Here is a 21,582-nt window from a genome sequence, read left to right as displayed (position 1 = left end):
ACGCGCCTTAGGCTGAAGCGGGCGCGAACGAAAACGTTCCGATCACGGGCACGTGGTCCGAGGGCTTCTCCCAGGCGCGGACATGTTTGTCGATTGATGTCGACACCAGGCGGTCGGTTGCCTCCGGCGACAGCATCAGATGGTCGATGCGGATGCCGAAATTCTTCGGCCAGCAGCCGGCCTGATAATCCCAGAACGTATAGAGCGGCACAGCGTCCGAGGTCGCGCGCACCGCGTCGGTGAAGCCGAGATTGCGCAGCCGGCGAAATGCCGCGCGCGTTTCCGGCAGGAAGAGGGCGTCGTTCTGCCAGACCCTGATGTCCCAGCAGTCGTGTTCCTCAGGGATGACGTTGTAGTCGCCGGCAAGGATGAAAGGTTCTTCGAGCAACAGGCGCTGCTTCGCATAGGCCTCAAGCCGGCGCATCCAGGCGAGCTTGTAGGGGTACTTCTCGCTGTCGACGGGATTTCCGTTCGGAAGGTAGAGCGAGCAGACGCGAATCACGCCGCCTTCGACCGAGAAGACACCTTCGATGAACCGTGACTGTTCGTCCGTATCGTCCCCAGGCAGGCCGCGATTGACCTCGTCCGGCCGCAGCTTGGAAAGCAGCGCGACGCCATTGAAGCCCTTCTGGCCGTGTGTTTCGACATGATAGCCGAGCGCTTCGATCTCGAGGCGCGGAAAGCCGTCGTCCACCGATTTGATTTCCTGCAGGCAGACGATATCCGGCCCGCTTTCCTTCAGCCAGGCCAACAGGCTGTCGATTCGCGCCTTGACGCCATTGATGTTCCAGGTGGCAATCTTCATGGCTCGAAACGCCCTTCCATGTCGGTTAAGTCCTTGGCGGGCTCATTTCTAGCCGCTCCGGATTCTTTTGACAAATCCGCTACCTGCGGGTTTTCAACAGCGCGCGCGAAGCGCGCCGGCGCTTCTTATCAGGGCAGCGGCGGTCGATACGGTATACGCTTCAGGCGCCGAATTGATTCCGCCCGATGGCCGGCTATAGTCCCGCCCATGATCGATCTCGTGCAGAATTATTGGCCGCATATCCTGGCGCTCCTGTCCTTCGCGCTTGGCATCCCCGCGGCCATTCATGCCGCGATGACGAAGGACGACGTGCGCGCCGCGGCCGGCTGGGTCGGTGTCGTCCTGCTTTCGCCGATCGTCGGCGCACTGATCTACGCCGTTGGCGGCGTAAACCGCATCAGGCGCTCCTCGATCGGCTCGCAGCGCGCGCTGTTGCGCGGGCAGGGGCCAGATCAGTTCGGCCGCTTCGACGTGTCGGACGCTGACATAACGGTGCGGTTCGGCGACCGGTTTGCGGCGATGAAGATCCTCGGCGACCGCGTTTCGCGCCATCGCATGTGCACGGGCAATCGCATATCGGTGCTCGCCGGCGGCGATGCCGCCTATGCCGCGATGTTGGAAGCGATCGCTGGCGCGCGGCGCTCGATCCTGCTCGAAAGCTATATATTCGATCGCGACGTCATCGGCCTGCGCTTTGCCGACGCCCTGATTGCGGCCGTGGCGCGCGGCGTCGAGGTGCGGGTGCTGATCGACGCCGTTGGCGCGCGTTACTCTGTGCCGAGCATTGTCGGTTACCTGGAGGCGGCAGGCGTTCCGACGGCGGTGTTCAACGGCAACATCATCATGGGGCTACGGCTGCCCTATGCCAACCTGCGCACGCACCGCAAGATCCTCGTGGTCGACGGTCAGGTTGCCTTTGCCGGCGGCATGAACATCCGGGTGGGCTTCACCAGTGAGATCGCCGGTCAGTCGCCGGCGCAGGACACGCATTTCCGCATGCTCGGGCCGGTGGTCGCCGATATCTTCCAGGTCTCGGCCGAAGATTGGCAATTCTCAAGCGGCGAGGTTCTGGCGGGCCCCGCCTGGGCGATCGAAGAGGCGCCACTGCAGGCGGATGCGCCGTCGGTGTTGATGCGCGCCGTGCCATCCGGGCCGGACGCCACCAACGAGACCAATCACAAGATGCTCATGGGGGCGTTTTCGGTCGCGCAGAAGAACATCCGGGTAATGTCGCCCTATTTCCTGCCGGACCGCGAGCTCATCAGCGCGCTCGTCACGGCCGCGCGCCGCGGCGTCGAGGTGGATGTCATCGTTCCCGCGGTCAACAATCTGCTGCTGGTCGACAGGGCGATGACTGCGCAGTTCGATCAGGTGCTGAAGGGCCATTGTCGTGTGTGGCGGGCGAAGGGCGCTTTCAACCACTCCAAGCTTTTGACCGTGGACGACCGCTGGGCCTATGTCGGGTCCACCAATCTCGACCCACGCTCCTTGCGGCTTAATTTCGAGTTCGACCTTGAGGTTCTAGACCACGGCTTCGCCGAGGCAATCAATGGCACGATCTCCGACATTCTCGCCTCAGCCGAAGCAGTCACGCTCGAAAGGCTGCGCAAGAAGTCGTTCGCGGATCGATTGGCGAACCGCATTCTCTGGCTGGGATCGCCCTATCTCTGACGCAAACGGCCCCGTTCGTGGTTCAAGCGGAGCCGGCTAGAAGGCGTGGGGCGCTGGCGTCAGATGGAGAAACTCGTTCCGCATCCGCAGCTTGCAACCGCATTCGGATTCTTGATCTGAAACGACTGGCCGAGCAGGTTGTCGACGAAGTCAATTTCCGAGCCGCCCATATAGACAAGCGACAGGCTGTCGATCAGCACCTTGGCCTCGTGCTTTTCCAGGACCAGGTCGTCGTCATTGCTGCTGTCGACCAGGTCGAACTTGTAGGAAAAGCCCGAGCAGCCGCCGCCCTCGACGGACACCCTCATGGCGTTGTTGTGGCTGTCGGAACGCAGGATCGTGGCGATCCGCTTCGCTGCAGCATCCGAGAGGGTCACGGTTTCATGCGTCATATCTGCCTCCTGCCGGGGTCAAGAACCGGAGAGAATTGCCCTATATTCAAGCACGCGATCTGGCCGGTTTCGGGGCTTTATTCAAGACCGGCGGCCAAGCCGTTGCTTCCGCTTGCGGAATCGGTCGATCTTGCATCACGCGTTTCCGTAGCTTTCACTATAGGTATGAAGGCTTGAATGCCCCGTCAATGGGACGACGAATTAGGTGGAAGATGACATTCGACAAAAATGCGCTCGGCTTCGGTTATGGTGAACATGCGCCGTTCGCGTCGAATCCCTGGATGACACGCGGCAGGCTCTTTCCCGAAGCGACGAGCGCGACGCGCTCCGATTTTCAGCGCGACCGCGACCGCATCGTGCACACCACGGCGTTTCGCCGCCTGAAGCACAAGACGCAGGTCTTCATTGCCGCCGACGGCGATCACTACCGCACCCGCCTGACGCACACGATCGAGGTGGCGCAGATCGCCCGGGCCCTGGCGCGCGCGCTCAAGCTCGACGAAGATCTGGCCGAAGGCGTCGCTCTCGTGCACGATTTCGGCCACACGCCCTTTGGCCATACGGGCGAGGATGCCCTTCACGACATGCTGAAGCCCTATGGCGGCTTCGATCACAATGCCCAGTCGCTGCGCATCGTCACCAAGCTCGAGCGGCGCTACGCCGAGTTCGATGGGCTGAACCTGACATGGGAAAGCCTGGAAGGCCTCGTCAAGCACAATGGGCCGTTGCTGAATGCAAACGGTGAGGGCGCCCGTGGGCCGGTACCGCAACCGATCCTTGATTATTGCGCGCTGCATGATCTGGAACTGGCGAGCTTTGCGAGCCTCGAGGCGCAAGTCGCGGCCATCGCCGACGATATCGCCTACAACACCCATGACATCGACGACGGCTTGCGGGCCGGCTATCTCACCTTTGAAATGCTCGAGGACGTGCCGTTTCTCGCGCGCCTGATGCGCGAGGTTCACGACCGTTATCCCGGTCTGGAAAGCAGCCGCTTCACGCATGAGATCATGCGCCGGCAGATCACGGCGATGGTCGAGGACGTGATCGGCATTGCGCAACAGCGCATCGGCGAGATACGCCCGCAGAGCGCCGCCGATGTGCGCCAGGCCGGCACCGTGATGGCGACCTTCTCCGAGGAGATGGGCGAGACGGACAAGCAGATCAAGCGCCTGCTGATGACCCGGATCTATCGGCACCCGGAAGTCATGCGTGTGCGGGAAAATGCCGCCTCGATCGTCTGCGATCTCTACCATGCCTTCATGGACGACCCGCAGCTGATGCGGGAGCACTATTGGATCGACCAGATTGCCGGCATGGCGGAGCCGGCGCGGGCGCGGCACGTCGGAGACTACCTCGCCGGCATGACTGACACATTTGCGATCAGCGTGCACAAGCGCTTGTTTGACCATACGCCCGATTTGCGCTAGGGACGCCCCGCCCGGAGGCTTACGGTTCGGCCGAACCGAGCCTCCTTTTTGAGTTTTGCGCCGGTCACTCGTGGCCGGGAAAAGCGGACGGATCAGATGAATCTCTTCACGGACTTCGAATCAAGAATTAAGGACATTCTCGAAACGCTTGAAAGCGTTCGAGAAAAGCGATCCGAGCTTGACTTCGGCCGTGTCAACGTCGAGCCGCCGCGCGATCCGAGCCATGGTGATGTTGCGACCAATGCTGCGATGGTGCTGGCAAAACCGCTCGGCATGAACCCGCGCGCGCTTGCCGAACTCATCGTCGAGAAGCTCAAGCAGGACCCGGAAGTCACCGACGTTTCCGTTGCCGGTCCGGGCTTCATCAACGTCCGCCTTTCGGTTTCCTACTGGCAGAAGCTGCTGTCGGACATGGCGCGTGCGGGCGTCGACTACGGCCGCAGCGCAGTCGGTGGTGGCCGCAAGGTCAACGTCGAATACGTATCGGCCAATCCGACCGGCCCGATGCATGTCGGCCATTGCCGTGGCGCCGTTGTCGGCGACGCGCTGGCCAACCTTCTGGCCTTCTCCGGCTATGAGGTCACGAAGGAATACTACATCAACGATGCGGGGTCGCAGATCGACGTTCTCGCACGGTCGGCATTCCTGCGCTATCGCCAGGCGCTGGGCGAAGAGATCGGCGAGATCCCGGCGGGCCTTTATCCGGGCGATTATCTCGTGCCGGTCGGCGAGGCGCTCGCCGACGAATACGGCACCAGCCTTCGGCTGATGCCCGAAGACAAGTGGATGCCGCTCGTCAAGGACCGGACGATCGACGCGATGATGGCAATGATCCGCGAGGATCTCGCGGCGCTGAACGTCAATCACGACGTTTTCTTCTCCGAGCGCACGCTGCACGCTAACGGCGCTGCCGCCATCCGCACCGCGATCAACGACCTGACCTTCAAGGGTCACGTCTACAAGGGCACGCTGCCGCCGCCGAAGGGGCAATTGCCGGAAGACTGGGAAGATCGCGAGCAGACGCTGTTCCGCTCGACCGAGGTTGGTGACGATATCGACCGGCCGCTGATCAAGTCGGACGGCAGCTATACCTACTTCGCCGCCGACGTTGCCTACTTCAAGGACAAGTTCGACCGTGGCTTCGACGAGATGATCTATGTGCTCGGGGCCGACCATGGCGGCTACGTCAAGCGCCTGGAAGCGCTGGCGCGCGCCGTCTCCGGCGGTTCGTCGAAGCTTACGGTTCTGTTGTGCCAGCTGGTCAAGCTCTTCCGCGACGGCGAGCCGGTGAAGATGTCGAAGCGCTCCGGCGACTTCGTCACGCTGCGCGATGTCGTCGATGAAGTCGGTCGCGATCCGGTGCGCTTCATGATGATCTATCGGAAGAACTCGGAGCCGCTCGACTTCGACTTTGCTAAAGTAACAGAACAGTCGAAGGATAACCCGGTCTTCTACGTGCAGTATGCGCATGCGCGCTGCCGCTCGGTCTTCCGCCAGGCTGCGGAAGCATTCCCGGACCTGAACCTCGAATCGGTCGATCTCGCCAGTGCCGTTCTGGGCCAGATCTCGGATCCGGCGGAGCTGCAGCTCGTTGCCAAGCTCGCAGAATATCCGCGAGTTATCGAGGCTGCGGCACAGGCTCAGGAGCCGCATCGCATCGCGTTTTACCTGTATGATCTTGCCGCCGCCTTCCACGGTCATTGGAACAAAGGTAAAGAGAATCCAGAATTACGTTTTGTTAACGATAAAAATAGAGAATTAAGTACTGCCAGACTCGGGCTGGTGCATGCTGTCGCTTCGGTATTGAAATCCGGCCTGTCTATTACAGGCACCTCCGCACCGGAGGAAATGCGATAAGTATTGTCACCATTTTCCCACAATGCACTGGCACAGCGATACAGGCAATTGTGAGTGGAGAGCATGGCAGACAAACAATTCGCACGAAGCGGGCCGGCTGAATTCGATGTATTGGCAGACGATGATCCGTTGGCCGAACTCGCCCGGATCGTCGGTTACGATGCCCGGCCGGCCGTCCAGCAGTTGCAGGAACTGCAGCGACACCAGGAGGCGGTGCGTCAAGACCCCGCCTTCGATCTCGAAGACGAACTGCTTCGCGCGTTCGACAGCTACGACGCGCCGCGATCCGTGCCGCAGCCGGCTGCAGTCCAGCCGGCTCCGATCGAAGAGCCCCGCTTCGAGGCTGTAGCCGAACAAGAAGGACCTCGGTTCGATCCGGTAGCAGAACACGTCGTCGTACACGAAGAGCCGGTGGGGGAGCCCGTTGCCGAGCTTGAAGAGCCGATGTTCCTCCAGCCCGAACGCGTCGAGGCGGCGCCAGCCCCCGTCGCTGACGAGGACTATGCCGAGGTTCATGCCTTCTCCGTCGCGCCGCAGGTTGCCGAAGCCGGCAACACTGAGGCCTACGTCGATGAGCCGTCGTTCGATCTTGAACGCGAACTCGAATTGTCGCTTGGCGAAGCCGATCTGCTGTCGGACGATGTTGCCGATGTTGCCGATGTTGCCGAGGTTGCTCCTCACGTCGAGCCGCAGGAAAGCGATGCACTTGACCAGATCGTCGATGCTTGGCAGCCGCCGGCCGTCGAAGCCGCTTCGGCCTGGGCCGAGCCGGCTCTGGTTGCAGAGGCGTTTTCGGCCTTTGAACAGCCGCGCTTCGATGTGGTGGAGCAAGAGCGCGAAATTGAGCGTTCCTATCAGATTGAGCCTTCCTATCAGGAAGACCTGATTGCAGCTCAACCAGTCGTCGAGCAGGATGTCGCTCGCGACGATCTCTTGGCCGACATCGAACGGTTCCCGGTTCCGCCGGTTGCCGCGACGGTTGCCGCCGCGGTCCAATCGCATCCCGCTCTTCATTCGGAAACGCAGCCTGTCGTGGCACCGGTGGTCACGCCAGCGGCTGCCACTGCCGCTCCGATAAAGAAGAGCCCTTATCCCTTTACGCCCACCTTCAGCCGGGCGACGCCGGTTGCATCCGCCTCGGGTGCCAGCCAGCAGCGTGCCTTTGCCGGCCCGCTGGTATCGTCGGTCGCAACGCCCGTTGCAGCTGTTGCTGCGCCGGTTGCTGCCGTCGCTGCTGCCCCAGTTCAGGTCGCGGAACCGGTGGTCGAGGCGACCAAGCCAGTTGCGCAGCCGGAGCACGAGCCGAGCTTCGACATCGAGAACTTCGAAATGGAGCTCTCCGACGAGGCGCTGAAGCTCGACTTTGCTGACGTTGTTGTCGATGAGCCGGTCGTTGCCGCCGTCGTACCGCAAGCACCGGTGCAGCCGGTCGTGCAGGCCGCCGTTCCGCAACGCGAGCCGGAGCGGTTCGTCGAACCTTACGTCGCCCCCGCGCCGGTCGAGCGCCAGGAAGCACAACCCGAGAGCACGCTGCCCTTCGATCCGTCGATGATTTCGGAAGCCGAGAACGGCGTCGCGCCGATCGCGGACATGGACGTGCCGCAGCTGCCGGTCATCGAGACGGAGAAGCCGGTCGCCTATCCGGCCGACTACGATCTCGATATCGATGCGGAAATGGCCCAGCTCTTCGGAACGCCCGCTCCGGTCAAGGAAACCCGTCCGGCTGCCGTCGAAAAGGTAGAACCGGCCCGTCCGGCGCCGGCTGTTGCCGCTGCTCCGGCCTTGGGTCAGGGCTCGCTTGACGATTTCGACGAATTTGAAAAGGCGATGGAAGAAGACTTCCGCCGCTCGATCGTCGAACGCCCTGCCGTTGCCCGCGATGCCGAACGGCTTTCCGCAGCGCAGGGCCAGCAGGATGCCGGCGAATACCGCGAATATGGCACCGGCCGTCGCTCGCAGCGCACGATGTTGCTGGCGGCAAGCGTTGCCGGCGTCATCATCCTTGGTGGCGCTGCTGTTTACGCCTGGATGGGCGGTAGCGGTGCGGTCAGCTCGGCCGAAGGCCCGAAGATCATTCTGGCGGACAAGGCCCCGGTCAAGGTCGTGCCCGAGGAGAAGGGCGGCAAGACCGTGCCGAACCAGGACAAGGCGGTTTATGACCGCGTTGCCGGTGCTCAGGCTGGCGCGCCGCAGCAGGAAGCTCTGGTCTCTTCGACCGAGGAGCCGATGGATGTCGTGCAAAGGACGCTGACGCCGGAGACCCTGCCGCTCGAAGGCAGCGACGAGGCCGAAACCCTTCAGACGGCTCTGCCGAACGAAGAGGACGGCGATCGCCTGCTGCCGGACGGTGGCAATAGCGAGACCGCGGCCCAGGAAGAAGACAAGACGCCGGCCGTCGCACCGAGGAAGGTGCGCACGATGATCGTCAAGCCGGATGGAACGCTGGTCGCTCGCGAAGAGCCGGTTGCAGCACCGGCGACCGATGTCGCCGGCACGACCCAGCCGCTGCCCGCAACGCCTTCGAACGACGTCGCGGCTGCAGGTCAGGCTTCGGCCAGCACCGACCAGGTCGCGCTCGCCGCAACGGGCAACGCCAACATCGAGCAGGTTCCGGTGCGCAGCGTTACGACGACGGCTTCCGCCGGTGGCGAAAAGGCTCCGACGCCGCAGACTCGCCCGGCCGCACAGCCGGTGGAAAACGCCCGCCCGGCGCAAGAGCAGGCCGCCCTCCCGGCTGAGACGCAGCCGGCACAGGAGGTTGCCACCGCATCGGTTCCGGCCGGTGGTTATTTCATCCAGGTCGCATCTCTGCCGTCCGAAGCCGAGGCGCAGAAGTCCTACAACAGCCTGTCGAACAAGTTCGGAAGCGTCATTGGCGGCCGCGGCGTCGACATCCGAAAGGCGGAAATCGCCGGCAAGGGGACCTACTACCGCGTCCGTATCCCGGCCGGTTCTAAGGACGAGGCCAATGCCCTTTGCTCCAAGTACAAGGGCGCCGGCGGAAGCTGCCTGGTTACCAAGTAAACGGGCATAGTGATCGAGTTAACGAAAGGCGCGGCCGAGGAGGCCGCGCCTTTCGCGTTTTCGGGCTTTCGATTGCCCCATGACCTTGTGAAATGAGTGGGGGTGCCCTGTCTTTGTGACTTCGCGCCGGGCAGCCCGCGCTCTATGCTTTTGGGATGAGCGAATCAAAAGCATTTATCTCCGGCTGCAAGGGCCTTTCCCTCACGAGCGACGAGCGCGATTTCTTCGCGGCAGAACGCCCCTGGGGCTTCATCCTGTTCGGGCGCAACATTGGCGAGGCGCAGCAGATCTCGGATCTGGTGGCAGCCCTTCGCGACAGCATCGGCAATCCGAATGCGCCCGTGCTCATCGACCAGGAAGGCGGGCGCGTTCAGCGCATCCGCCCACCGCTCGTTCAGCAATATCCGAATGGCGCGGCGATCGGTGAAATCTACCGCCGCGACGCGGAGCTCGGTCTGCGGGCCGCCTGGCTGATGGGGCGTCTGCACGCCTTTGACCTGATGCGCTTCGGCATCACCGTCGATTGCCTGCCGGTGCTCGACGTGCCGGTGCCCGGCAGCCACGACGTCATCGGCAACCGCGCCTACGGCCACGATCCGGAGAGCGTCACGGCGATCGGCCGTGCGATGGGCGAGGGGCTGAAGGCCGGCGGCATGCTGCCGGTGATGAAGCACATGCCGGGCCACGGCCGCACCTTCGTCGATTCGCACCACAATCTGCCCGTCGTCAGCGCCACCTTCGATGAGCTTGCCGCGAGCGACTTCCTGCCCTTCGTTGCGATGAAGGACGAGGTAATGGCGATGTCGGCGCACATGGTGTTCACAACGATCGATCCGGACAACCCGGCCACCACCTCCGCGAAGGTCGTGCGCGAGATCATTCGTGGCCATATCGGCTTCAACGGCCTGCTGATGTCGGATGACGTGTCGATGAACGCGCTTGCCGGCGACATGACCACCCGCGCGCGCAACATCATTGCCGCGGGACTTGATCTCGTCTTGCATTGTCATGGCATAATGGAGGAAATGAAGGCCGTCGCGGATGTCGTGCCGGTTCTGGCCGGTGAGAGCTTGCGCCGGGCGAGGGCCGCAGAAGCCGCGTTCCGGGCGTCCGACGATGCGAGCGAAGTCGATTTGCGGGCGGAGTTCAACGCCCTGTTTGCAACGGTCTGAGGCAAACGAAGACTGAAGGCAAACAGAGACTGAAGGAAAGGGTCGGGCTGCCAGTGAGCAATGCGGGCGAAAGACAAGGCAAGCCTGCGTCGAAGGCGCCGATGGACCCGCTGTGGCAGGACGAGACTGCCGAGCGCGGACTGCATGAGGAAGCGCTGGTTGTCGATATCGCCGGCTTCGAAGGGCCGCTCGACCTGCTGCTGCATCTCGCCCGAAGCCAACGCGTCGACCTTTCGCGCATTTCCGTCCTGGCGCTCGCCGAACAGTACATCGCCTTTATCGAACGCGCGCGCAGCATCCGCATCGAGCTTGCGGCCGATTACCTCGTCATGGCGGCGTGGCTCGCCTATCTGAAATCGCGACTGCTGATCCCGCAGCAGGCGAAGGATGATGGTCCTACCGGCGAGGAGATGGCCTCGGCGCTGGCCTTCCGGCTGAAGCGGCTGGAAGCGATGCGCGAGGCGGCGACGCGGCTCATCAACCGAAACCGGCTCGGCCGGGACGTTTTCGTCCGAGGCGCACCGGAGCATATCGTCACCGAGAGGAGATCCGGTTTCGACGCTTCGCTCTACGATCTGCTGAGCGCCTATGCGAGCCTGCGCCAGCGACAGGCGATAACCCAGGTGACGATCGAAAAGCGCCACGTCTGGTCGCTGTCCGATGCGCGGCTGATCCTGGCCCGTATGATCGGCGGTCTCGACGACTGGACGGCGCTCGATCATTTTCTGGTGCGCTACATGACGACGCCGAAGGAGAGGGCAACGGCAATCGCCAGCTCCTTTGCCGCGTCGCTCGAAATGGTTCGCGAGGGCCGCCTCGAAATTCGCCAGGAAGAAGCCTTCGCGCCGATCTATCTTCGACGCGGACCAAATCCGATCGATGCGGAGACCCTTGCCGAAATGGAGGCAGCCCGTGGCTGAAGCCCAGAAGTACCTGCCTGGCGTTCCCGACGAGGAGGACGAGATCGAAGCGGCATCCTTCGATCCACGGCTTGAGCAGGAAGCCGAGCGTATCGCCGAAGCCCTGGTGTTCGCTTCGGCGCAGCCGGTGTCCGAGGCCTATATCGAGAGCCGGCTTCCGGGGGGCGCCGATGTGCGCGCGATCATGCTGCGGCTGAAGGCCCTTTATGCGACGCGCGGCGTCAACCTCGTTCAGGTGGCCGACCATTGGGCCTTCCGCACGGCCGCCGACCTCTCCTTCGTCGTTCAGACCGACGAACAGGAGGTCCGCAAGCTTTCACGAGCCGCCCTCGAGGTTCTGTCGATCATCGCCTACCATCAGCCGGTGACCCGCGCCGAGATCGAGGATATCCGCGGCGTGCAGACCTCGAAGGGTACGCTCGACGTGTTGATGGAGGCGGGCTGGGTCCGGTTCCGCGGGCGCCGGCGCACACCGGGGCGTCCGGTGACCTTCGGCACGACGCGCGACTTCCTCGATCACTTCGGGCTTGAGGAACTGCGCGACCTGCCGGGCATCGAGGAATTGAAGGGCGCCGGGCTGCTCTCCGGCCGCGTGCCTTCGAACCTCAACATCCCCGTTCCGACCGGCGACGACGAACTGGCCGAGAACGAGGATCCGATCACCCAGCTCGACCTGGAGGAACTGGGGCTCTTGACACCGAAGGGCGAAGAAGCCGATTAGAAAAACCTGATTATAGATATCGGCTTTCCATGGCGTCGGGCTCTGCTGGCCCTGCGCCACTGGTGTCAAGGAATGCAAGAGCATGGTTTCAGATCCGCAGGACGCTCCCGTCATGACCACGCGACGGACAGCGGGTGTCTCGTTCGCGGCGAGCCTGACCTTCGAAGATATCCATCACAGCTATCACGCCAAGGAAACGATCAAGGGCGTCAGCCTGGCAGCAAAGGCCGGCGAGGTCCTGTGCCTGCTCGGGCCTTCGGGATCCGGCAAGACGACCCTGCTGCGCATCGCCGCGGGCATCGAGCGGCAGAGCGCCGGGCGTCTGATGCTCAACGGCCAGGAAATTTCCGGTCCCTCTGTTTTCCTGCCCCCGGAAAAGCGTGGCGTCGGGCTGATGTTTCAGGACTTTGCGCTTTTTCCGCACATGACGATCCGCGACAATGTCCGTTTCGGTCTGACGGCGATCCCCAAGAAGGAAGGCCTGATCCAGGCGGATGCGGCGCTCGAGCGTGTCGGCCTGTCGCACTATGCCGATCTGTATCCGCACGTGCTTTCCGGCGGCGAGCAGCAGCGCGTGGCGCTTGCCCGCGCGCTCGCGCCGCGTCCGGCGGTGCTGTTGATGGACGAACCCTTTTCCGGCCTCGACTCGCGCCTCAAGGATTCCATCCGTGCCGACACCCTCGCGATCCTCAGGGAGACCCGGGCTACGGCGATCGTCGTCACGCATGACGCTGAAGAGGCGATGCGCATGGCGGATCGCATCGCGCTCCTGAAGGACGGACGCCTCGTTCAGGTCGGGACGGCCGACGAGCTTTACCGCGAGCCGCGAGACCTTTTTGCCGCTGGTTTCTTCTCGGAGCTCAACGTCTTCGATGCCCAGGTTCGTGGCGGTCGCGTCGAGACGCCGGTCGGAAGCGTTGCAGCCGGCCCCCACCCGGAAGGCAAGCGCCTCTCGGTGGCCGTCAGGCTGTCCGGGGTGCGCGTCGGCGAAGAAGGTGGCGACATTCCCGCCCGCATTCTCTCCCGTCGCTTCATCGGCGTGGTCGAGCTTCTGGAGCTTGCCGTGCCGCGTTGTGAGGAGGTGGTCCGGGCGCGCATCAGGGCGGACCGATTGCCGCATGGATTGCGTGATGTAATGCTTTCAGTTAACGAGCGGGATATATTACTGTTTGAAAAAAGCAGTTCGGCATCTTAGGGTCTGTCACAACGAGACGCGTGCTTGAGGCACGCCTGAAAATTGACATGTGATAGAGCCTAAATCGGGGAAGGCTCAGAGGAGTAAGAGCATGGGTTCGTTAAGCATTTGGCACTGGCTGATCGTTCTGGTCGTGGTGCTGCTCTTGTTCGGTCGCGGTAAGATCCCCGAACTGATGGGTGACGTTGCTAAGGGCATCAAGAGTTTCAAGAAGGGCATGTCCGACGATGAGGCGGCTGCTACCGACAAGACGCTCGACGGCAAGACCGTTGACCACAAGTCTGACGAAGTTCGCTAACAGTCTGGTGTCGGTGAAGCCTGTCCGGTGTCCATACCGGGCTGGCGGCATCAAGGGTTTGCAGGACATATCGCATGCTTGATATCGGCTGGACCGAGCTCGTCGTCATCGCAATCGTTCTGATCGTGGTTGTCGGGCCGAAAGACCTTCCGCCAATGTTGCGGGCTTTCGGCCGCATGACCTCGAAGATGCGCGGCATGGCATCGGAATTCCGTCAGCAGTTCGATGAAGCGCTGCGCGAAGCGGACCTTGACGAGGTTCGAAAGACCATCAGCGACGCGCAAAGTCTCAATCCGGCCAATGCGTTGCGCGATGCAATCAATCCGCTGCGCCAGATGGGCAACGATATCAAGGCGGACCTGCAGAAGGCGGCCACACCCGACCAGCCTGCGACACCGAGCAGCGTCGATACGGTGACCGCCGTCGAACCGCCCCTTGCGCCGGCCGCGGTCGAAACCAAGCCTGCAGATGCGGTTGCCGCCGCGGCAATCGGTTCGGCCAATCGCCAGATCGAGCGCGCAGAGGTCGCCGCCGCGCCGGCAGAAAAGCCGAAACGTGCGGCCAAGGCGAAAGCCGATGCGGCCCCGGCCGTAACGAAGGCCGCGCCCAAGTCGGCAACGACAGCGCCCAAGGCCGCAGCACCCACGCCCAAGGCGGACACGGCCGCGGCGAAGTCTTCTGCCAAAGCGCCCGCGAAGCCGGCCGCTGAAAAGAAAAAAGTGACGCCGACAGTGGCAGAGCCTGCTGCCAAGACGTCAAAGCCGCGCACCAGCGCGCGCAAGAAAGGTGAAGCATGAGCGGCGATATCGAGGACCGGCCGCAGCCGCTGATCGAGCATCTGATCGAATTGCGCAGGCGCCTGATGTGGGCCATCGGCGCGTTCTTCGCTGCGTTCCTCGTCTGCTTCTACTTCGCCAAGGGCCTGTTCAACCTTCTGGTGCTGCCGTTCAAATGGGCCGTGAGCTGGGCGGGCCTCAACCATCGCAATGTCGAGCTCATCTACACGGCGCCGCAGGAGTTCTTCTTCACCCAGATTAAGGTGGCGATGTTCGGTGCGCTGGTCATCGCCTTTCCTGTAATCGCTGCACAGATCTACAAGTTCGTGGCACCTGGGCTCTATAAGAACGAGCGCGCAGCGTTTCTGCCGTTCCTGATTGCGTCACCGCTCCTGTTTCTGCTTGGCGGCGCGCTTGTCTATTTCTTCTTCACCCCGATGGTGATGTGGTTCTTCTTGGCCATGGAGCAGGGCGGTGGCGAAGGGCAGGTGGCCATTCAGCTCCTGCCGAAGGTCTCGGAGTATCTGAGCCTGATCATGTCGCTGGTCTTCGCCTTCGGCCTTGTCTTCCAGCTCCCGGTCATCACCACGCTTCTTGCCCGCGTCGGCTTCGTGAGCTCGCAGGGGCTTGCCGAGAAGCGCAAATACGCGATCGTGATCGCCTTCGTTGTCGCGGCCGTACTCACGCCGCCAGATCCGATTTCCCAGATCGGCCTTGCGCTGCCAGCCATCCTTCTCTACGAAATTTCGATCTATACGGCGCGACTCGTCGAAAGGCAGCGGGCAGCGGACGCGCTCAAGAGCGAGGCTGCCGAGTCGCAGGAAGGATCTTCCGGAGAGGTCGGCCCCGCCAAGGGCTGAGCATTCGAGATTTCGCGCCGTGATCTGACCAACGCGTGGAACGAAAATGCTTGATATCAAATGGATCCGTGAGAATGCCGAGATGCTGGACGCCGCCCTGGCGAAGCGGGGCGCGGAGCCTTTGTCGGCATCTCTGATCGCGCTCGACGAACGCCGCCGTACGAACCTTCAGGCGCTGCAGGACATGCAGTCGCGCCGCAATGCGGCCTCGAAGGATATCGGCGCGGCCATGGCGCAGAAGAATGCCGAGCTCGCCGATAAGCTGAAGGCCGAGGTTGCCGACCTGAAGAACGCCATGCCGGCACTCGAAGAGGACAGCCGCAAGATCGAGGCCGAGCTCAACGACGCCCTGTCGCGCATTCCGAACATCCCGCTGGACGATGTACCCGTCGGTGCGGACGAGACCGGAAACGTCGTCAAGAGCGTGGTTGGCAAGAAGCCCAGCTGGAACCACCAGCCACGCGAGCATTTCGAAGTCGGCGAAGCACTCGGCCTGATGGATTTCGAGGGCGCGGCCCGCATTTCCGGCTCGCGTTTCACGATCCTGAAGGGGCAATTGGCGCGGCTCGAGCGCGCGCTCGGCCAGTTCATGCTCGACCTGCACACCCAGGAACACGGTTACACTGAAGTGCAGCCGCCGCTTCTCGTGCGCGACGATGCGATGTACGGCACCGGCCAGTTGCCGAAGTTCGCCGAGGATCTTTTCCGCACCACCGACGGCCGCTGGCTGATCCCGACCGCGGAAGTGCCGCTGACCAACATCGTTCGCGAACAGATCCTCGAAGGCGAAAAGCTGCCGCTGCGCTTCACTGCGCTGACGCCGTCCTTCCGCTCGGAAGCAGGCTCTGCCGGTCGCGACACCCGCGGCATGCTACGCCAGCACCAGTTCAACAAGGTCGAACTGGTGTCGATCACCGATGCTGAATCGTCGATCGACGAACACGAGCGCATGACCGCCTGCGCCGAGGAGGTGCTGAAGCGCCTCGGCCTGCATTACCGCGTCATGACCCTTTGCACCGGCGACATGGGCTTCGGCGCCCGCAAGACCTATGACCTCGAGGTCTGGCTGCCGGGGCAGGACACGTTCCGCGAGATTTCGTCGTGCTCGGTCTGCGGCGATTTCCAGGCACGCCGCATGAATGCCCGCTATCGCACCAAGGAAGACAAGGGAACCCGCTTCGTTCACACGCTGAACGGCTCGGGCGTTGCTGTCGGCCGCGCGCTCATCGCCGTCATCGAGAATTATCTGAATGACGATGGTTCGATATCGGTGCCGGAGGTGCTGGTTCCCTACATGGGCGGCCAGACGCGCATCGAAAAGGTTGCCTGAGCGAACGTCGAGGGGAGTACGGCATCATGCGGATCCTGCTGACAAACGATGACGGTATTCACGCCGAGGGGCTGTCGGTGCTCGAACGGGTCGCCCGGACGATTTCGGATGACGTCTGGGTCGTCGCGCCGGAAGCGGACCAGAGCGGCCTTGCCCATTCGCTGACGTTGTCGGAGCCGTTGCGGCTGCGGCAGATCGCGGAAAAGCGCTTTGCGCTTCGCGGCACGCCGACCGATTGCGTCATCATGGCTGTCCGCAAGGTGCTCGATCGCAAGCCCGATCTCGTGCTGTCCGGCGTCAACATCGGTGCCAACATGGCCGACGACGTGACCTATTCCGGCACCGTCGCCGGCGCCATCGAGGGAACGCTGCAGGGCATCCGCTCGATCGCGCTGAGCCAGGCCTACAATCACACGGTCGGAAAGACGGTACCTTGGGATGTTGTTGAAACCCATGCGCCGGCCCTGATCCGCAAGCTGATGAAGGTGGACCTGCCTGACGGCACGCTGCTCAACGTCAACTTCCCGAACTGCTCGGCGGATACCGTCGCCGGCACGGAAGTGACGTCGCAAGGCAAGCTCGATTTCGGCCTGTCGATCGACGAGCGAACCGACGGTCGCGGCTTTCCCTATTTCTGGCTGCGTTTCGGCGAACGCTTCGGCGATTTCCGCGCCGGCACCGACATTCACGCCCTGCGTGAAAACATGATCTCGGTCACGCCGCTTAAACTCGACCTCACCGACTACAGTGTCCAGGATCGCCTGGCGCGGGCGCTCAACGAGGGAGCCGTTGATTGAGCGCGCGGGTGTCGGAACAGGAAGGCTTTGCCAAGATGGTGCTGCGGCTGCGCGCCGAAGGCATTACCAACCATGACTTGCTGAAGGCCGTCGAACAGACGCCGCGTAGCTACTTCGCGCCGCCGCAGTACCAGGCCGAAGCCCATTCGCAGCGAACGATCCCGCTCGATTGCGGTTCGTTCATGGAGGGGTACGACTTTGCGGTCCGTCTGTTGCACAGCCTCAATCTGAAATCCGGCCAGCGTGTTCTCGAAGTCGGCACCGGCAGCGGCTTCACCGCCGCGGTCATGGGACGCGTCGCCGAGCGCGTGCTGACGATCGACCGCTATCAGACGCTGGTCGGCATCGCCCAGAAGAACCTCGAAAAAACAGGTGTTCGCAATGTCATCGTCCGGCATGCCGACGGCAGTGCCGGCGTGCCGGGTGAGGGCACCTTCGACCGGATCCTGATCACGGCCGCCTTCAACAGTCTGCCCCGCATGTTTTCGGATCACCTCGTTTCGGGCGGCACCCTGCTGGTTCCGATCATGATGAGCGAGACCCATTGCCGGGTCGTGCGCGTCAGCCGCACGGGCAGCCGCTTCGATCGCGAGGATCTGTTCGACGCGCCTTACCTTCCGATCGTGCAGCAGCTGGCGTCGTTTCTCTAAATATTGAATTCCGGTCCGCGCGGGTGAGGAGCGCCGGTTGCGCCGGCGTCGACTATTAACGACCCCTTAACTTTCTCCAGTCTCGCGCAAGCTTCGCGCCATACGCCTGCCGTGCACGGACAGGGTTCCGCCTGCGAGTCGTCGCTTGCCTTGCGACGTCGGCGGACACCGGTCGCGAGGTACGGAGACGGCACATGCAGATCGCGAACAGGTTGACGGCGGCAGCATCCGGCGACGGGCTGAACAATCTTGCCGGGCGCAATGCCGGCCAGACGAATTCCGCGGGCAAGGATGAGCAGGCGGCACAGGCGCTCGCCGCGACTTTCTTTGATCCGACGCCACGCATCTCGCTTTCGGCCGATGCCCTGCTTTATCTCGGTCAGACCAAGAAGGCCTCCGACGGCCAGCCGGCGCTCACCCGCGAGGAATGGAACAATCGCCTGTCGCCGCAGCTGGCCTCGCGCGAGTACCAGGCCTTCGGCAAGTTTCTCGATTCGGGCGATCACCAGGCCTATTACAAGAGCTTCATCGACTACTACGACGGTCTTCGGCCGGAGGACCAGAACAGTCTGCGCTATTTCGGGACACGCGAAGCGGCCGTTGCCGGCCTGCGGTCGCTCGAATATGAAGAAGCAAGCGGCGCGGACGGAGATACCGCCTTCCAGACGCTGGTGAGCGTCCTGCTCGAGGAAGACAAGACGGCCCAGTCCGAAACCCTGGCGCAGCCGGCCGGTCGGCAGATTTTTGCCTGGGACCTGACGAGCATCAGCTACGAAGAGGACCAGACGGAACGCCGGTCCGTGTCCGAGATCGAGCGCCTCTATTCCGAACTGATCTAGCGTTACGCTTTTCCTGCCCGGGCGGCCGCTGCGGCGGCTGCTGCTAACATGCGCTTGATGGGCGGCGGTCGGCCTATGGTTAGCATTTGGTCAAATTAGTCCTTTGGTGGGGTCTACCTTAACCACGCGGTAACTCTAATACGCTTTAATCAATCCACATCGAGTTGCGTTCGGAGTGGGTAAGCGTCATGCGTAAGTTTGTATCTCCCGGGGTTGGAAAGTCGACGATCCGCCTTTGCGTGGCGGTCCTGCTGGCAGGCGTCGCAACAGGCTGCAGTTCGGATGCAAGCCGGTTTGACGGCCTGTTCTCCCGGTCCGACAACATCACCACAAATTCCATCCCCCGAGACGCAACGCCGGTTCCGCGCGGCGATGTGTCCGTCGGTCAGATGGCGGCAGCGCCGGTTGATAACCGTGGTTCAGCCCTCGGTCAGCCCTATCCCGCGGCAGCCGGGCAGGGTGCCTACGATCCGGTAAACACGGCCTCCACGCCCGTATCCAACGCCCGCGTCGCCTCGACCCCGATCTCCGTTCAGCGCACCACTCTGGCTGACCCGAGCGCTGCTGGAAACCAGCGCGCCGAAGCCCAGCCGTTCCCGGCAGCACGCCAGCAGGCCGCACTCGCCACGCAGCAGACGCTTCCCGCAACGGTCAAGGAAACCGCAAGCAAGAGCGGCTGGACGACGCAGAACGCTCCGACGATCATGGTTCGCCCGGGTGACAATGTCGCCGTTCTCTCCAAGCGTTTTGGTGTCCCGGAAAAGGAAATCCTGAAGGCCAACGGTCTGCAGTCCGCAGCGCAGGTCGAGACCGGTCAGCGTCTCGTCATCCCGACCTTCGGCGTTGCAGGCAGCGCTGCCAAGGCGGCTGCCACCAACTCGATCGCTGGTCTCGATGGCAGCAACCGCCAGCCGTCGCCGCTGCCGGTCAACCAGCGCGACGTCGCGATCCTGCCGGGTTCGGCCCAGTCCCGCGAAAAGGGCGAAGGCAAGTCCGACGTCGTTGCGGGCAAGCCGGCAACGAACGGCGAGGGTGCCGGCGGCGGATCCTACACCGTCAAGCCGGGCGACTCGCTCAACCGTATCGCCAAGACGACGGGTGTCTCTGTTGCCGCCCTCAAGCAGGCGAACGGCCTGACGGCCGAATCGATCCGTGTTGGCCAGACGCTGCAGCTGCCGGGTGCAAATGGTGCCGCTCCGGACCAGGTCAAGACGGCCTCCGTTCCGAAGAAGGCAGAGCAGCCGCAGGTCGCTTCGCTCGACAAGAACAAGCCGGCCGAATACCAGGCGCCGGTTGCCAAGCAGAGCGTCAGCGAAGTCGCCAGCAAGTCGACCGACATGGGCGAAGATTCGCCGAAGTCGACCGGCATCAGCAAGTACCGCTGGCCGGTGCGCGGCGCGGTCGTCGCAGGCTACGGCGCCAATGTCGACGGCAACCGCAACGACGGCATCAACATCTCTGTGCCGGAGGGCACGCCGATCAAGGCCGCCGAAAATGGTGTCGTCATCTATTCGGGCAGCAGCCTGAAGGAACTCGGTAACGCCGTCCTGGTCCGTCACGACGACGGCACGGTCACGGTCTACGGCAATGCGTCCGAACTCAAGGTTCAGCGCGGCCAGAAGGTTCAGCGCGGCCAGACGCTCGCGGCCTCCGGCATGACCGGCCGGGCAAGCCAGCCGCAGGTTCACTTCGAGGTGCGCAAGAATGCCACCGCGGTAAACCCGGCGACCTTCCTCGAATAGTCTCGATCGGTCGCAGAGCCGACCCGGATCCGATGTTATGGCACCGCCTGTCCTTTTGGGCAGGCGGTGCTTTCTGTTTCACGATATCGGTGGAGTGCGTCGCTCGCGACGCGCCCGGTTACCCGTCAATCCTGTGGCGCAGGCGCCCGGCGAGATCCTGGATGAACTGCCAGGCGACGCGGCCGGATCTCGCGCCACGGGTCGTTGCCCATTCCAGCGCCTCGGCATGCAGGGTTTCGCGATCGCGCTTGAAGCCATAGTGCTCGGCATAGCCGTCGATCATCGCCAAATAGTCGTCCTGGCTGCATTTGTGGAAGCCGAGCCACAGGCCGAAACGGTCGGACAGCGATACCTTCTCTTCGACCGCTTCCGACGGATTGATGGCCGTCGACTGCTCGTTCTCCATCATGTGCCGCGGCAGCAGGTGCCGCCGGTTCGAGGTGGCATAGAGCAGCACGTTGGAGGGCCGTCCTTCGACACCGCCGTCAAGCACGGCCTTCAGCGACTTGTAGGACGTATCGTCGTGATCGAAGGACAGGTCGTCGCAAAACACGATCACCGGGACCGGCGCGGTCTTCAGAATGTCCATCAGCGCCGGCAGGGTGGCGATATCTTCGCGATGGACCTCGACGAGCTTCACCGCAACGCCGGTGTCGCGCGCAACCTGCGCATGGACCGATTTCACCAGCGAGGATTTGCCCATGCCGCGCGCGCCCCAGAGGAGCACGTTGTTGGCCGTGAAACCCTCCGCAAAGCGAAGCGTGTTGTCGAGCAGGATGTCGCGGACGTGGTCGACCCCGGTGATCAGGGACAGTTCGATGCGGTTCGGCTTGGCGACCGGCTGCAGATGGTGCGTCGCCGGTGCCCAGACGAAGCACTCGGCAGCGGTCCAGTCGTTGGCTGCGGCGGCTGGCCCTGCCATGCGCTCGATCGCCGCGGAAAGCTTCTGCATTTCCCTGATGAGTACGTCGATCTTTGCTTCCGGCATATGTCTCTCTCCACTCGCTGAATCAGGTGTTTGGCCGTACCGTCCTGATTCGAGGCGGCGTGGCCCTGGTGTTTACCGTAACCGCGTCGCGGCCTGGTCCCACCAGAAACCCGGT

The 21,582-nt window shown here is 63.0% G+C and carries 20 protein-coding genes; 16 read left to right on the top strand and 4 right to left on the bottom strand.

Features of this window, described 5'->3' with window-relative positions; genetic code table 11:
* Positions 1-7: 7 nt before the first annotated feature.
* Entirely contained in the window at positions 8-805 is a 798-nt protein-coding gene (gene xth / locus JVX98_RS14165; protein WP_205239015.1) for an exodeoxyribonuclease III, read from the bottom strand.
* A gap of 207 nt (positions 806-1,012) precedes the next feature.
* On the opposite strand from xth, the gene JVX98_RS14160 reads away from it, so the two are divergent.
* Positions 1,013-2,476, top strand: a complete 1,464-nt coding sequence (locus JVX98_RS14160; protein WP_205239014.1) for a phosphatidylserine/phosphatidylglycerophosphate/cardiolipin synthase family protein — start codon at positions 1,013-1,015, stop codon at positions 2,474-2,476.
* Positions 2,477-2,535: 59 nt separating this feature from the next.
* Here JVX98_RS14160 and erpA read toward each other — a convergent pair whose 3' ends face one another.
* Positions 2,536-2,868, bottom strand: coding sequence for an iron-sulfur cluster insertion protein ErpA (gene erpA / locus JVX98_RS14155; protein ID WP_043611569.1), 333 nt, complete (start codon positions 2,866-2,868; stop codon positions 2,536-2,538).
* 212 nt (positions 2,869-3,080) lie between these two features.
* Between erpA and JVX98_RS14150 the strand changes: the two genes are divergently transcribed.
* Together JVX98_RS14150 and argS are read left to right on the top strand one after the other, a co-directional pair.
* On the top strand, positions 3,081-4,298 hold the full coding sequence (locus tag JVX98_RS14150; RefSeq protein WP_192446053.1) for a deoxyguanosinetriphosphate triphosphohydrolase: 1,218 nt from the start codon (positions 3,081-3,083) through the stop codon (positions 4,296-4,298).
* Between the two features lie 96 nt (positions 4,299-4,394).
* Positions 4,395-6,155: an arginine--tRNA ligase gene (gene argS, locus JVX98_RS14145; protein ID WP_205239013.1), complete on the top strand. Its 1,761-nt coding sequence runs from the start codon at positions 4,395-4,397 to the stop codon at positions 6,153-6,155.
* A gap of 6 nt (positions 6,156-6,161) precedes the next feature.
* Here the strand turns inward: argS and JVX98_RS32360 are convergent, their stop codons facing one another.
* Positions 6,162-7,157 carry a hypothetical protein gene (locus JVX98_RS32360; RefSeq protein ID WP_246765026.1) on the bottom strand — a complete coding sequence of 332 codons (996 nt, stop codon included), beginning with the start codon at positions 7,155-7,157 and terminating at the stop codon, positions 6,162-6,164.
* Between the two features lie 30 nt (positions 7,158-7,187).
* On the opposite strand from JVX98_RS32360, the gene JVX98_RS14140 reads away from it, so the two are divergent.
* From JVX98_RS14140 to JVX98_RS14080, 13 genes are all read left to right on the top strand, one after another.
* Complete coding sequence (locus JVX98_RS14140) at positions 7,188-9,179, top strand: SPOR domain-containing protein (protein ID WP_246765025.1); 1,992 nt, start codon at positions 7,188-7,190, stop codon at positions 9,177-9,179.
* Between the two features lie 155 nt (positions 9,180-9,334).
* Complete coding sequence (nagZ, locus tag JVX98_RS14135) at positions 9,335-10,351, top strand: beta-N-acetylhexosaminidase (protein WP_205239011.1); 1,017 nt, start codon at positions 9,335-9,337, stop codon at positions 10,349-10,351.
* Positions 10,352-10,452: 101 nt separating this feature from the next.
* A complete protein-coding gene (locus tag JVX98_RS14130) occupies positions 10,453-11,271 on the top strand; it encodes a ScpA family protein (RefSeq protein WP_205239010.1) in 819 nt (272 codons plus the stop codon).
* Positions 11,264-11,992, top strand: coding sequence for an SMC-Scp complex subunit ScpB (gene scpB, locus JVX98_RS14125; RefSeq protein WP_192446057.1), 729 nt, complete (start codon positions 11,264-11,266; stop codon positions 11,990-11,992). Before JVX98_RS14130 ends, scpB begins: the two co-directional genes overlap by 8 nt.
* An 82-nt stretch (positions 11,993-12,074) precedes the next feature.
* Positions 12,075-13,187: an ABC transporter ATP-binding protein gene (locus JVX98_RS14120; RefSeq protein WP_205239009.1), complete on the top strand. Its 1,113-nt coding sequence runs from the start codon at positions 12,075-12,077 to the stop codon at positions 13,185-13,187.
* 91 nt (positions 13,188-13,278) lie between these two features.
* The gene (locus JVX98_RS14115) at positions 13,279-13,485 is read left to right on the top strand and encodes a twin-arginine translocase TatA/TatE family subunit (RefSeq protein ID WP_192446059.1); all 207 of its coding nucleotides are present in this window, start codon (positions 13,279-13,281) and stop codon (positions 13,483-13,485) included.
* Positions 13,486-13,559: 74 nt separating this feature from the next.
* Entirely contained in the window at positions 13,560-14,282 is a 723-nt protein-coding gene (gene tatB, locus JVX98_RS14110; RefSeq protein WP_205239008.1) for a Sec-independent protein translocase protein TatB, read from the top strand.
* Positions 14,279-15,121 (top strand): twin-arginine translocase subunit TatC, encoded by an 843-nt coding sequence (tatC, locus tag JVX98_RS14105; protein ID WP_205239007.1) that lies wholly within the window; start codon positions 14,279-14,281, stop codon positions 15,119-15,121. The genes tatB and tatC overlap by 4 nt, the downstream gene beginning before the upstream one ends.
* Positions 15,122-15,167: 46 nt before the next feature.
* On the top strand, positions 15,168-16,451 hold the full coding sequence (gene serS / locus JVX98_RS14100; protein WP_192446061.1) for a serine--tRNA ligase: 1,284 nt from the start codon (positions 15,168-15,170) through the stop codon (positions 16,449-16,451).
* A 26-nt stretch (positions 16,452-16,477) separates the two neighbouring features.
* Positions 16,478-17,248: a 5'/3'-nucleotidase SurE gene (surE, locus tag JVX98_RS14095; RefSeq protein WP_192446062.1), complete on the top strand. Its 771-nt coding sequence runs from the start codon at positions 16,478-16,480 to the stop codon at positions 17,246-17,248.
* Complete coding sequence (locus JVX98_RS14090) at positions 17,245-17,898, top strand: protein-L-isoaspartate(D-aspartate) O-methyltransferase (protein ID WP_205239006.1); 654 nt, start codon at positions 17,245-17,247, stop codon at positions 17,896-17,898. Before surE ends, JVX98_RS14090 begins: the two co-directional genes overlap by 4 nt.
* A gap of 194 nt (positions 17,899-18,092) precedes the next feature.
* Positions 18,093-18,737: a biotin biosynthesis protein BioC gene (locus JVX98_RS14085; RefSeq protein WP_192446064.1), complete on the top strand. Its 645-nt coding sequence runs from the start codon at positions 18,093-18,095 to the stop codon at positions 18,735-18,737.
* 188 nt (positions 18,738-18,925) lie between these two features.
* Complete coding sequence (locus tag JVX98_RS14080; protein ID WP_205239005.1) at positions 18,926-20,479, top strand: peptidoglycan DD-metalloendopeptidase family protein; 1,554 nt, start codon at positions 18,926-18,928, stop codon at positions 20,477-20,479.
* A gap of 118 nt (positions 20,480-20,597) precedes the next feature.
* On the opposite strand, the gene JVX98_RS14075 is transcribed toward JVX98_RS14080, so the two are convergent.
* Positions 20,598-21,467 (bottom strand): ATP-binding protein, encoded by an 870-nt coding sequence (locus tag JVX98_RS14075; protein ID WP_192446066.1) that lies wholly within the window; start codon positions 21,465-21,467, stop codon positions 20,598-20,600.
* Positions 21,468-21,582: the final 115 nt, after the last annotated feature.

This window comes from Ensifer sp. PDNC004 (genome assembly GCF_016919405.1).
GTDB lineage: Bacteria > Pseudomonadota > Alphaproteobacteria > Rhizobiales > Rhizobiaceae > Ensifer.
Note: the sequence above shows the minus strand (reverse complement) of the source record. Positions and strands in the feature narration are given on the sequence as shown.